The organism is Streptomyces sp. CoH27, assembly GCF_020181035.1.
GTDB lineage: Bacteria > Actinomycetota > Actinomycetes > Streptomycetales > Streptomycetaceae > Streptomyces > Streptomyces camelliae.
Genome location: NZ_JAIQYY010000011.1, coordinates 15,950 through 28,762, shown reverse-complemented (window position 1 = coordinate 28,762; position 12,813 = coordinate 15,950). Strand labels below are relative to the sequence as shown.

10 protein-coding genes are annotated in these 12,813 nt (G+C 70.1%); 8 read left to right on the top strand and 2 right to left on the bottom strand.

Annotated features, from left to right (window positions below; translation table 11 throughout):
* The first annotated feature begins 121 nt into the window (after positions 1-121).
* From ruvB to relA, 6 genes are all read left to right on the top strand, one after another.
* A complete protein-coding gene (gene ruvB, locus LE548_RS19425; protein WP_225098162.1) occupies positions 122-1,192 on the top strand; it encodes a Holliday junction branch migration DNA helicase RuvB in 1,071 nt (356 codons plus the stop codon).
* Between the two features lie 206 nt (positions 1,193-1,398).
* Positions 1,399-1,902, top strand: a complete 504-nt coding sequence (gene yajC / locus LE548_RS19420) for a preprotein translocase subunit YajC (RefSeq protein WP_225098161.1) — start codon at positions 1,399-1,401, stop codon at positions 1,900-1,902.
* Between the two features lie 144 nt (positions 1,903-2,046).
* Positions 2,047-3,852 (top strand): protein translocase subunit SecD, encoded by a 1,806-nt coding sequence (gene secD / locus LE548_RS19415; protein ID WP_225098435.1) that lies wholly within the window; start codon positions 2,047-2,049, stop codon positions 3,850-3,852.
* A gap of 3 nt (positions 3,853-3,855) precedes the next feature.
* Positions 3,856-4,950: a protein translocase subunit SecF gene (gene secF, locus LE548_RS19410; RefSeq protein WP_225098160.1), complete on the top strand. Its 1,095-nt coding sequence runs from the start codon at positions 3,856-3,858 to the stop codon at positions 4,948-4,950.
* Positions 4,947-5,486 carry an adenine phosphoribosyltransferase gene (locus tag LE548_RS19405; protein ID WP_225098159.1) on the top strand — a complete coding sequence of 180 codons (540 nt, stop codon included), beginning with the start codon at positions 4,947-4,949 and terminating at the stop codon, positions 5,484-5,486. The genes secF and LE548_RS19405 overlap by 4 nt, the downstream gene beginning before the upstream one ends.
* Positions 5,487-5,760: 274 nt before the next feature.
* The gene (gene relA / locus LE548_RS19400) at positions 5,761-8,295 is read left to right on the top strand and encodes a GTP pyrophosphokinase (RefSeq protein ID WP_225098158.1); all 2,535 of its coding nucleotides are present in this window, start codon (positions 5,761-5,763) and stop codon (positions 8,293-8,295) included.
* A 105-nt stretch (positions 8,296-8,400) separates the two neighbouring features.
* Here the strand turns inward: relA and LE548_RS19395 are convergent, their stop codons facing one another.
* Positions 8,401-9,630: a DUF349 domain-containing protein gene (locus LE548_RS19395; RefSeq protein ID WP_225098157.1), complete on the bottom strand. Its 1,230-nt coding sequence runs from the start codon at positions 9,628-9,630 to the stop codon at positions 8,401-8,403.
* Between the two features lie 144 nt (positions 9,631-9,774).
* The gene (locus LE548_RS19390) at positions 9,775-10,605 is read right to left on the bottom strand and encodes a peptidylprolyl isomerase (protein ID WP_225098156.1); all 831 of its coding nucleotides are present in this window, start codon (positions 10,603-10,605) and stop codon (positions 9,775-9,777) included.
* Positions 10,606-10,817: 212 nt separating this feature from the next.
* On the opposite strand from LE548_RS19390, the gene LE548_RS19385 reads away from it, so the two are divergent.
* Positions 10,818-11,531 (top strand): MBL fold metallo-hydrolase, encoded by a 714-nt coding sequence (locus LE548_RS19385; protein ID WP_225098155.1) that lies wholly within the window; start codon positions 10,818-10,820, stop codon positions 11,529-11,531.
* Positions 11,532-11,546: 15 nt separating this feature from the next.
* The gene (gene hisS, locus LE548_RS19380; protein WP_225098154.1) at positions 11,547-12,809 is read left to right on the top strand and encodes a histidine--tRNA ligase; all 1,263 of its coding nucleotides are present in this window, start codon (positions 11,547-11,549) and stop codon (positions 12,807-12,809) included.
* Positions 12,810-12,813: the final 4 nt, after the last annotated feature.

Below are 12,813 nucleotides of genomic sequence, written 5' to 3'. Positions count from 1 at the left end.
CGATCGAGGCACACCACATGCTGTGCCTTCCCGGGGGACGCAGCATCCAACAGCAGCCTCCGGCCGCGGGCCGGACCCCCGGCCGACAGACTCACCCGGCATACCCGGCTAGGAGAATTCAGTGAACTGGGACGACACCCCCGACACCCCCGCCCCCGAGCGGCTTGTCGGTGCGTCTGCCGACCGGGAGGACCAGGCCGTCGAGGCCGCCCTGCGCCCCAAGGACCTCGGCGAGTTCATCGGTCAGGAGAAGGTCCGCGAGCAGCTCGACCTGGTGCTGCGGGCGGCACGCGCGCGTGGCGCCACCGCCGACCATGTGCTGCTCTCCGGCGCGCCGGGCCTCGGCAAGACCACCCTGTCGATGATCATCGCGGCGGAGATGGGCGCACCCATCCGCATCACCTCCGGCCCCGCCATCCAGCACGCCGGCGACCTCGCCGCGATCCTCTCCTCCCTCCAGGAGGGCGAGGTCCTCTTCCTCGACGAGATCCACCGGATGTCCCGGCCCGCCGAGGAGATGCTGTACATGGCGATGGAGGACTTCCGCGTCGACGTCATCGTCGGCAAGGGCCCCGGCGCCACCGCCATCCCGCTCGAACTGCCGCCGTTCACCCTGGTCGGCGCCACCACGCGCGCGGGCCTGCTGCCGCCCCCGCTGCGCGACCGCTTCGGCTTCACCGCGCACATGGAGTTCTACGAGCCGCACGAGCTGGAGCGGGTCGTGCACCGCTCGGCGAACCTGCTGGACGTCGACATCGAGCCGGACGGCGCCGCCGAGATCGCCGGCCGCTCCCGCGGCACGCCGCGTATCGCCAACCGCCTGCTGCGCCGGGTCCGCGACTACGCGCAGGTCAAGGCGGACGGCCTGATCACCCGGGAGATCGCCGCGGCGGCCCTCGCCGTCTACGAGGTCGACGCCCGTGGCCTCGACCGGCTGGACCGCGCGGTCCTGGAAGCCCTGCTGAAACTGTTCGGCGGCGGCCCGGTCGGCCTGTCCACGCTTGCCGTCGCGGTGGGGGAGGAGCGGGAGACCGTCGAGGAGGTCGCCGAACCGTTCCTCGTCCGCGAGGGCCTGCTCGCCCGCACCCCGCGCGGCCGGGTCGCCACGCCCGCCGCATGGGCCCACCTCGGTCTGACCCCGCCGCGCGCGTCAGCCGGGGGAAACGGCCAGCAGGACCTGTTCGGCGGTTGACGGCGCCGTACCGCCTGGGGGACGGCGCGGGTGAGGACACCGGCGAGGGCATTGGCGGGAGCAGGAACTCAGGTGCCATGCTGAGCGTTGTTCCATGCACGCGGACTCGCTTAGACTCCGCCGATGCCGCCCTTGCGGGCGGCGCCGACCACACCCCCGTCAACAGGCCGCTCTCCGTCGCGGTCGCGCGAAGGAAATTCCGTCCCGTGAATGCGTTTACCCTTCTCCCCTTCATCGTGCTCATCGCGGCCATGTTCCTGATGACACGCTCGGCCAAGAAGAAGCAGCAGCAGGCCGCCAGTATGCGGAACGAGATGCAGCCCGGCTCCGGTGTCCGCACGATCGGGGGGATGTACGCGACGGTCAAGGAGGTCAACGAGGACACGGTCCTCCTCGACGCCGGCCCCGGTGTCGATCTCCTCTTCGCCAAGAACGCGATCGGCGCCGTCCTCACCGACGACGAGTACAACCGCATCGTCCACGGCATCGAGCACGACCTGAAGTCCGACGCCGACATCGTCCCGGACGACGCGTCCTCCCTCACCGAGACCGACGAGTCCGACTCGCCCGCTGCCGCCGCCTCCGACGACAAGGCCGTCGACCTCGGTAAGAAGGACGCTGCCGAAGACGGCACCGACGCGGCGGAGGCCGCCGAGGCCAAGGCCGACGACGAGCCGAAGAAGACCGACGGCGACTCCGACGCGAAGTAGTCACGCCCCGGTGGTGCGCAACGCGGCATAATCACGCCCCGCGCACCACCGGGCGCGTCTGTTTCCCGTCGGGAAGCCCGACACCATGTCATGGCCGACCGCGCCGACCAGGGCGCGGGGCGGCCCGAGAGGGAGTACGAGAAGGTGGCAGCACCTAAGAGGGGCCGGAGCGCGAGCGCCCAGAGCAAGCCAGGGCGCTCGCTGGCCCTCATCCTGATCGCCATCGTGGCGCTCACCGGAGGCATGTTCCTCTCCGGGAACACCACTCCGCGTCTCGGCATCGACCTCGCCGGTGGTACGAGCATCACGCTCAAGGCGAAGGCCGATCAGGGATCCGCGATCAACAAGGCCAATATGGACACCGCGGTCGACATCATGAACCGCCGTGTCAACGGTCTCGGTGTCTCCGAGGCGGAGGTGCAGACCCAGGGGAACGACAACATCATCGTCAACATCCCCAAGGGCACCAACTCCAAGGAAGCGCAAGCGCAGGTCGGCACCACCGCCAAGCTGTACTTCCGCCCCGTTCTGACCAGCGAGCCCAGCGGTACGGCCACGCCGACCCCCTCGCCGAGCCCGTCCTCCAGCGGCAGCTCCTCGCCGAAGCCGGGCGCGAAGGCGAGCACGAGCCCCTCCGCGAAGGCCTCCCCGTCGGCCTCGGGGAAGGCGGGCGACGGCAAGGCCAAGACGTCGTCTCCCACGGCCTCGGCGACCTCCCAGGGCCGTGCCGTCACCGACGCGCTGAAGGCCGGCTCCACCCCCTCGCCGAGCACATCCGCCTCCGGCAGCGCCAAGCCGTCGCCCACTCCCTCGGCCTCCGCCGGCAGCAGCACCGCCCAGCTCCAGGCCCAGTACGCGGCCCTGAACTGCACCAAGCCCGCTGACCGCGCCAACGCCGGCAAGAACGTCAAGCCCAGCGACCCCACTGTGGCCTGCGGCCAGATCCGCGGCGCCTGGTACAAGTACGTGCTCGGCCCGGTCGCCGTGGACGGCACCGAGGTGAAGAAGGCGCAGGCCGTCTTCGACACCCAGGGCGCCTCCGGCTGGCAGGTCCAGATGACCTTCACCTCCTCCGGCGCCAAGAAGTTCGCGGACGTCACCGGCACGCTGGCCAAGAACCAGTCCCCGCAGAACGAGTTCGCCATCGTCCTGGACGGCGACGTCGTCTCCAGCCCGTACGTGCAGTCCGCCATCACCGGCGGCCAGGCGGAGATCTCCGGCAGCTTCACCCAGCAGGACGCCCAGAGCCTCGCCAACATGCTGTCGTACGGCGCGCTGCCGCTGTCCTTCCAGGAGCAGTCCGTCACCACCGTCACCGCCGCGCTCGGCGGTGAGCAGCTGCACGCCGGTCTGCTCGCCGGTGCGATCGGCCTCGCGCTGGTCGTGCTCTACCTGGTGGTCTACTACCGCGGACTGTCCCTCGTCGCCATGGCCTCGCTGCTGGTCTCCGCGATCCTCACCTACGTGATCATGTCGCTGCTCGGCCCGGCCATCGGCTTCGCGCTGAACCTGCCGGCCGTCTGCGGTGCCATCGTCGCCATCGGTATCACCGCAGACTCGTTCATCGTGTACTTCGAACGCATCCGGGACGAGATCCGCGAGGGCCGCTCGCTGCGCCCCGCCGTCGAGCGGGCCTGGCCGCGCGCCCGGCGTACCGTCCTCGTCTCCGACTTCGTGTCGTTCCTCGCCGCCGCCGTCCTGTTCATCGTGACCGTCGGCAAGGTCCAGGGCTTCGCGTTCACGCTCGGCCTGACCACCGTGCTCGACGTCGTCGTCGTCTTCCTGTTCACCAAGCCGCTCATGACGCTCCTCGCCCGCCGCGCGTTCTTCGCGAACGGCCACAAGTGGTCCGGACTCGACCCGAAGAGCCTGGGCGCCAAGGCGCCGCTGCGCCGCACCCGCCGTTCCGCCGGTCCCGCCGCCGGCCCTGCCGACCCGAAGGAGGCGTGAGCGATGTCGAAACTCGGCAACCTCGGCGCTCGACTGCACCGCGGCGAGATCAGCTACGACTTCGTCGGCAAGCGCAAGATCTGGTACGGCATCTCCATCCTGATCACCATCACGGCCATCCTCGGCCTGGCGGTGCGCGGGCTGAACATGGGCATCGAGTTCAAGGGCGGCGCGGTCTTCACCACGCCGACCCACATGAGCACCTCGGTCACCCAGGCGGAGACGTACGCCAAGGACGCCTCCGGTCATGAGGCCATCGTGCAGAAGCTCGGCAACGGCAGCCTGCGCATCCAGATCGCCGGCATCGACACCGGCCAGTCCGACAAGATCAAGCAGGACCTGGCCAAGGACCTGAACCTCAACCCCGAGAAGCTCGCCGCAGACCTGGTCGGCCCGAGCTGGGGCCAGCAGATCGCCAGCAAGGCCTGGGAGGGCCTGGCGATCTTCATGGTGCTCGTCGTGATCTACCTGGCCATCGCCTTCGAGTGGCGCATGGCCGTCGCGGCCCTCGTCGCGCTGATCCACGACATCACGATCACGACCGGTATCTACGCCCTCGTCGGCTTCGAGGTCACGCCCGGTACGGTCATCGGTCTGCTGACCATCCTCGGTTACTCGCTCTACGACACGGTCGTCGTCTTCGACAGCCTCAAGGAGCAGACGAAGGACATCACCAAGCAGACCCGCTGGACCTACAGCGACATCGCCAACCGGTCGATCAACGGCACCCTGGTCCGCTCCATCAACACCACGGTCGTCGCCCTGCTGCCGGTCGCCGGTCTGCTGTTCATCGGCGGCGGCTTCCTCGGCGCCGGAACGCTCAACGACATCTCCCTGTCGCTGTTCGTCGGCCTCGCGGCCGGTGCCTACTCCTCGATCTTCATCGCCACGCCGCTCGTCGCCGACCTCAAGGAGCGCGAGCCGGCGATGAAGGCCCTCACCAAGCGGGTCCTGGCCAAGCGCGCCCAGGCCGCCGCGGCGGAGGACCTCGCGGCCGACCGCGCCGCCCTGGACGAGGACGGATCCGACGACACCGCCCCCGCCGTCGTGGGCCCCCGCGGCCGCGGCCGCGGCCGAGCCTCCGGGAAGCGCCGATGACCGACATCGAGGAGCTGCTGCTCAGCCGTATCCGTGACGTCGCCGACTACCCCGAGCCGGGCGTGATGTTCAAGGACATCACCCCGCTCCTCGCGGACCCGGCCGCGTTCACGGCGCTCACCGACGCGCTCGCCGAGATCGCGACGGAGACCGGCGCGACCAAGGTCGTCGGCCTGGAGGCCCGGGGCTTCATCCTCGGCGCCCCGGTCGCCGTCCGCGCCGGCCTCGGCTTCATCCCGGTCCGCAAGGCGGGCAAGCTCCCCGGAGCGACCCTGCGCCAGGCCTACGACCTGGAGTACGGCTCGGCCGAGATCGAGATCCACGCCGAGGACCTGACCTCCGCCGACCGCGTCCTGATCGTGGACGACGTCCTCGCGACGGGTGGTACGGCAGAGGCGGCGATCCACCTCATCCAGCGCGCCGGAGCCGAGGTCTCGGGCCTGGCGGTGCTGATGGAGCTGGGCTTCCTCGCCGGCCGGGCCCGGCTGGCCCCGGCCCTCGGCGAGGCTCCCCTGGAGGCACTGCTCCAGGTCTGACAGGCCCCGCCCTGCTCGTCGTCACGGCCGCCCCGGCACCTCGCCGGGGCGGCCGTACGCATGCGGCGGGCACCCGCGAGCTACCCTTCCGGGACACTCCCCGCACGCCCCCCGAACACCTGGAATCCACCGTCCGGAATCCGGCGGCGGCCTCCCGTGTTTCAGGAGTGAGCGGTCCTCACAGCCGCCTGAAGGCGATGACCAGCCGCAGGATCGCTACCATGGGGTCTCCGGAGCCTGACCGGGGGACCCGGATCGCGCACGAGGAGTCCTCTTGCCAGACGAGGCCCAGCCACTGACCGCCGCAAAGCCCGAGTCCGCCTCGGCCGCCGCGGCGAAGCCCGCGCCGCACGCGTCCGACGCGAAGAACGACACCCGCGGGCCGATCGAGCATGCCCAGTCCGCGCCCGTCGAGAAGGCTGCCGAGGCCTCCCGCCCCAAGCCGGCCCCGGCCGAGCGCCCGGTGCAGCCCCCCGTGGTGCGCCAGCCCGCCGGCACGCCCGCCCGCACCGGCTCCTCCAACCGCGTCCGCGCCCGCCTGGCCCGCCTCGGCGTGCAGCGCGCGAACCCCTACAACCCGGTCCTGGAGCCGCTGCTGCGGATAGTGCGCAGCAACGACCCCAAGATCGAGAACTCCACGCTGCGCCAGATCGAGCGCGCCTACCAGGTCGCCGAGCGCTGGCACCGAGGCCAGAAACGCAAGAGCGGCGACCCGTACATCACGCACCCGCTCGCGGTCACCACCATCCTCGCCGAGCTGGGCATGGACCCGGCCACCCTCATGGCGGGCCTGCTGCACGACACCGTCGAGGACACCGAGTACGGCCTCGACCAGCTGCGCCGCGACTTCGGCGACACCGTCGCGCTGCTCGTCGACGGCGTCACCAAGCTGGACAAGGTCAAGTTCGGCGAGGCCGCGCAGGCCGAGACCGTGCGCAAGATGGTCGTCGCCATGGCCAAGGACCCGCGCGTCCTGGTCATCAAGCTCGCCGACCGCCTGCACAACATGCGCACCATGCGCTACCTCAAGCGGGAGAAGCAGGAGAAGAAGGCGCGCGAGACCCTGGAGATCTACGCGCCGCTCGCCCACCGCCTGGGCATGAACACCATCAAGTGGGAGCTGGAGGACCTCGCGTTCGCGATCCTCTACCCCAAGATGTACGACGAGATCGTCCGGCTGGTGGCCGAGCGGGCGCCCAAGCGGGACGAGTACCTCGCCATAGTGACCGACGAGGTGCAGAGCGACCTGCGGGCCGCCCGGATCAAGGCGACCGTCACCGGACGCCCGAAGCATTACTACAGCGTCTACCAGAAGATGATCGTCCGCGGCCGCGACTTCGCGGAGATCTACGACCTGGTGGGCATCCGTGTCCTCGTCGACACCGTCCGCGACTGCTACGCCGCCCTCGGCACGGTGCACGCGCGATGGAACCCGGTCCCCGGCCGGTTCAAGGACTACATCGCGATGCCCAAGTTCAACATGTACCAGTCGCTGCACACGACGGTCATCGGGCCCAACGGCAAGCCGGTCGAGCTGCAGATCCGCACCTTCGACATGCACCGCCGCGCCGAGTACGGCATCGCCGCGCACTGGAAGTACAAGCAGGAGGCCGTCGCCGGCGCCTCGAAGGTGCGCACCGACGTGCCCAAGGCCGGCAAGAAGGACGACCACCTCAACGACATGGCGTGGCTGCGCCAGCTGCTCGACTGGCAGAAGGAAACCGAGGACCCCGGCGAGTTCCTGGAGTCCCTGCGCTTCGACCTGTCCCGCAACGAGGTCTTCGTCTTCACGCCCAAGGGCGACGTCATCGCCCTGCCCGCCGGCGCCACCCCCGTCGACTTCGCGTACGCCGTCCACACCGAGGTCGGCCACCGCACCATAGGAGCGCGGGTCAACGGCCGCCTCGTACCGCTCGAATCCACCCTGGACAACGGCGACCTGGTGGAGGTCTTCACCTCCAAGGCGGCCGGTGCCGGACCGTCCCGCGACTGGCTCGGCTTCGTCAAGTCGCCGCGGGCGCGCAACAAGATCCGGGCCTGGTTCTCCAAGGAGCGCCGGGACGAAGCGATCGAGCAGGGCAAGGACGCCATCGTCCGGGCGATGCGCAAGCAGAACCTCCCGATCCAGCGCATCCTCACCGGCGACTCGCTCGTCACGCTCGCCCACGAGATGCGCTACTCGGACATCTCCGCGCTGTACGCGGCGATCGGCGAAGGCCACGTCTCCGCGCAGAACATCGTCCAGAAGCTCGTCCAGGCCCTCGGCGGCGAGGAGGCGGCCACCGAGGAGATCGACGAGACGGTCCCGCCGTCCCGCACCCGCGGCCGCAAGCGCCGTTCCAGTGCCGACCCGGGCGTGGTCGTCAAGGGCGTCGAGGACGTGTGGGTCAAGCTGGCCCGCTGCTGCACGCCCGTCCCGGGCGACCCGATCATCGGCTTCGTCACGCGCGGCAGCGGCGTATCGGTTCACCGCAGCGACTGCGTCAATGTCGAGTCGCTGTCCCGTGAGCCGGAGCGCATCCTCGACGTCGAGTGGGCGCCCACCCAGTCCTCGGTCTTCCTGGTCGCCATCCAGGTCGAGGCCCTGGACCGCTCCCGCCTGCTGTCGGACGTCACTCGCGTCCTGTCCGACCAGCACGTCAACATCCTGTCCGCGGCCGTCCAGACCTCCCGCGACCGGGTGGCCACCTCGCGGTTCACCTTCGAGATGGGCGACCCGAAGCACCTCGGCCACGTCCTGAAGGCCGTACGGGGCGTGGAGGGCGTGTACGACGTGTACCGCGTGACGTCGGGACGCTCCCGGTCGTAGAAGACCCCGGACCGCAAAGAACCCAGGACCGCAAAGAACCCAGGACCGCAAGGAAAAGGGCCCCGTACGCGCGTACGGGGCCCTTTCACACAAGCGGCGGGGGATTCAGCCGCCGAACTCCTGCAGGCCCTTCAGAGCCTGGTCCAGGAGCGCCTGGCGCCCCTCCAGCTCACGCTCCAGCTTGTCGGCCTTGGCATTGTTGCCCTGACCGCGCGCCTGCTCGATCTGCGCCCTCAGCTTGTCCACGGCGGCCTGCAGCTGACCGGTGAGCCCCTCGGCACGCGCGCGTGCCTCCGGGTTCGTGCGGCGCCACTCGGCCTCCTCGGCCTCCTGGATCGCCCGCTCGACGGCGTGCATCCGGCCCTCGACCTTCGGCCGCGCGTCCCGCGGGACGTGGCCGATGGCCTCCCAGCGCTCATTGACCGAGCGGAAGGCGGCCCGGGCGGCCTTGAGGTCCGTGACCGGGAGGATCTTCTCGGCCTCCTCGGCCAGCTCCTCCTTCAGCTTCAGGTTCTCCGCCTGCTCCGCGTCCCGCTCGGCGAAGACCGAGCTGCGGGCCGCGAAGAACACGTCCTGGGCGCCGCGGAAGCGGTTCCACAGATCGTCCTCGTGCTCGCGCTGGGCGCGGCCCGCGGCCTTCCACTCCGCCATCAGGTCGCGGTAGCGGGCCGCCGTCGGACCCCAGTCCGTCGAAGCCGACAGCGACTCGGCCTCGGCGACCAGCCGTTCCTTGGTCCGGCGGGCCTCCTCGCGCTGCGCGTCCAGCTGCGCGAAGTGCGCCTTGCGGCGCTTGGAGAACGCCGAGCGGGCGTGCGAGAAGCGGTGCCACAGCTCGTCGTCGGACTTGCGGTCCAGCCGCGGCAGACCCTTCCAGGTGTCCACCAGCGCCCGCAGCCGCTCACCCGCGGCCCGCCACTGGTCGGACTGCGCCAGCTGCTCGGCCTCGGTGACCAGGTCCTCCTTGGCCTTGCGGGCCTCGTCGGACTGCTTGGCCCGCTGCTGCTTGCGCTCCTCCCGGCGCGCCTCCACGGTCTGCACGAGCTTGTCCAGCCGCGTGCGGAGCGCGTCGAGGTCGCCGACCGCGTGGTGCGCCTCCACCTGCTCACGCAGGTGGTCGATCGCGGCCTGGGCGTCCTTCGCCGACAGGTCGGTGGTCTGCACTCGCTTTTCGAGGAGGCCGATCTCGACAACCAGGCCCTCGTACTTGCGCTCGAAGTAGGCAAGCGCCTCCTCAGGGGAGCCGGCCGCCCAGGATCCGACGACCTGCTCGCCGTCGGCCGTACGCACGTACACGGTCCCCGTCTCGTCGACGCGGCCCCACGGGTCGCTGCTCACAGCGCCTCCTCCACATGATGCCTGCGAGGGGCTTCAGCGCCCCCGGACATCGTCCACAGTTTCGTCACGGCCAACATAGGCGACCGGCGGGCGGCCTGTCCGCATCCAGCGCGACCGAAATTCCGCAGTTGGCCGTCATTGCCGTCAGGACTTCGTCACCGTCGCCTTGTTGATCACGACGGTCGCGTTCGGCGCGGTGTTGCCCGAGGTCGGGTCGGCTGCCTGCGCACCGGCCGCCGCAATCTTCTGCAGCACCTTCATGCCGTCCGCCGACACGGTGCCGAAGGGCGTGTAGCTGGGCGGCAGCGGGCTGTTCTTGTAGACCAGGAAGAACTGGCTGCCGCCGGTGTGCTTCTGTCCGGTGTTGGCCATCGCCACCGTGCCCGCCGGGTACGTGTTGCCCTTCAGGCTCTTGTCCTTCAGGTTCTCGTCCGGGAGCGTGTAGCCCGGCCCGCCCATGCCGGTGCCCTGCGGGTCGCCGCACTGGAGCACGAAGATGCCGTCCGTGGTCAGACGGTGGCACTTGGTGTGGTCGAAGTAGCCCTGGCCGGCCAGGAAGTCGAACGAGTTCACCGTGTGCGGCGCCGCCGCCGTCTTCAGCGCGATGTCGATGTCACCGCACGTCGTGGCGAGCTTCATCGTGTAGTTCGCCGACGTGTCGATCGCCATCGCCGGCTCCTTCTTCCAGCTCAGCTTCTTCACCGAGCCGGCCGCCGGCTTCGCGCAGGGGTCCGGGGCCTTGCTGGTCGGCGTCGCGCTCGGCGTGGTGTCGGCGGCGGCGTTCGCCTTCTTGTCGTCGCTCTTCAGCGCGCCGGTCGTGTACAGCGCGACACTGCCGATCACGACCACGCCCAGTACCGACGCGATCACGGAGTTGCGCACGCGGGCCTTGCGGCGCGCCTCGGTGCGCCGCTGCTGCTGCCGCAAGAACTTCTCCCGGGCGAGCTGACGCCGCCGCTGCTCCTGGCTGACCACCGGGTTCTCTCCTCATGCGTGTCGTGTGTCGACCGGTACGCGTGCGGCTGCGTGGTTCTCGTGGGCCGACCGCTGCGTGTAGCCCCGTACCGTATATGGGTTAGCTGAGGAAACGGCAGCGCCGGTAGGCTCTGACTGCGGCTTGTCGCCGCCGGCAAGCCCTCCGCGAGCCGTCTGCAAGCCGTACCCCATCGACACAACGAAGGACGATCGTGCTCATTGCCGGGTTCCCCGCCGGGGCCTGGGGGACGAACTGCTACCTCGTCGCCCCCGCCCCCGGTGAGGAGTGCGTGATCATCGACCCGGGCCACCAGGCCGCCGAAGGCGTCGAGGAAGCACTGAAGAAGCATCGGCTCAAGCCCGTCGCCGTCGTCCTCACTCACGGCCACCTCGACCACGTGGCCTCGGTCGTCCCGGTCTGCGGGGCCCACGACGTACCGGCCTGGATCCACCCCGAGGACCGGTACATGATGAGCGACCCCGAGAAGGCGCTCGGCCGCTCCATCGGCATGCCGCTGATGGGCGAGCTGACCGTGGGGGAGCCGGACGACGTCCGCGAGCTGACGAACGGCGCCACCCTCTCGCTGGCCGGGCTGGAGTTCTCCGTCGCGCACGCGCCGGGCCATACCAAGGGGTCGGTGACCTTCCGGATGCCCGAGACCGCCGACATCCCGTCGGTGTTCTTCTCCGGGGATCTGCTGTTCGCCGGCTCCATCGGACGCACCGACCTGCCGGGCGGATCCATGACGGACATGCTGGAGTCACTGGCCCGCGTGTGCCTGCCGCTCGACGACTCCACCGTGGTGCTGTCCGGCCACGGCCCCCAGACGACCATCGGCCAGGAGCGCGCCACCAACCCCTATCTGCGGCAGGTGGCGGCCGGCCAGGGAGCGGACGTGAACACCGCTCCCCGACGAGGAATGTGACGAGAGAGCCTTTCCGTGAGTACCTTCCAGGCCCCCAAGGGCACCTACGACCTGATCCCGCCGGACTCCGCCAAGTACCTCGCGGTCCGCGAGGCGATCGCCGCACCGCTGCGCAACTCGGGTTACGGCTACGTCGAGACGCCCGGCTTCGAGAACGTCGAACTGTTCGCGCGCGGTGTCGGCGAGTCCACCGACATCGTCACCAAGGAGATGTACGCCTTCGAGACCAAGGGCGGCGACAGGCTGGCCCTGCGTCCCGAGGGCACGGCCTCCGTGCTGCGCGCGGCCCTGGAGGCCAGCCTGCACAAGCAGGGCAACCTGCCGGTCAAGCTCTGGTATTCGGGCTCGTACTACCGCTACGAGAAGCCGCAGAAGGGCCGTTACCGCCACTTCTCCCAGGTCGGCGCCGAGGCGATCGGCGCGGAGGACCCGGCCCTGGACGCCGAGCTGATCATCCTGGCCGATCAGGCGTACCGCTCGCTGGGCCTGAGCAACTTCCGGATCCTGCTGAACAGCCTGGGCGACAAGGAGTGCCGGCCGGTGTACCGGGCCGCGCTGCAGGACTTCCTGCGCGGCCTCGACCTGGACGAGGACACCCGCCGCCGCGTCGACATCAACCCCCTCCGGGTCCTGGACGACAAGCGCGAGTCGGTCCAGAAGCAGCTCACGGGTGTGCCGATGCTGCGCGACTTCCTGTGCGACGCCTGCAAGGCCTACCACGAGGAGGTCCGCGAGCTGCTCACCGAGGCGGGCGTGGTCTTCGAGGACGACCCGAAGCTGGTGCGCGGCCTGGACTACTACACCCGCACCACCTTCGAGTTCGTGCACGACGGCCTGGGCTCCCAGTCCGCGGTGGGCGGCGGCGGCCGCTACGACGGCCTGTCCGAGATGATCGGCGGCCCGGCGCTGCCGTCGGTCGGCTGGGCCCTGGGTGTCGACCGCACGGTCCTCGCCCTGGAGGCGGAGGGCGTCGAACTGGACCTCCCGTCCTCGACGTCGGTCTACGCCGTCCCGCTCGGCGAGGAGGCCCGCCGCACACTCTTCGCCAAGGTCACCGAGCTGCGCAAGGCGGGAATCGCGGCGGACTTCAGTTACGGCGGCAAGGGCCTGAAGGCGGCGATGAAGGCGGCCAACCGGTCGGGGGCCCGTTATGCCCTGGTCCTCGGGGAGCGCGACATCGCCGAGGGTGTCGTCCAGCTCAAGGACATGGAGTCCGGCGAGCAGACGGCGATCGCCCTGGACGCCGTCCGCACGGAACTGAAGTCCAGGCTCGGCTAGTCGA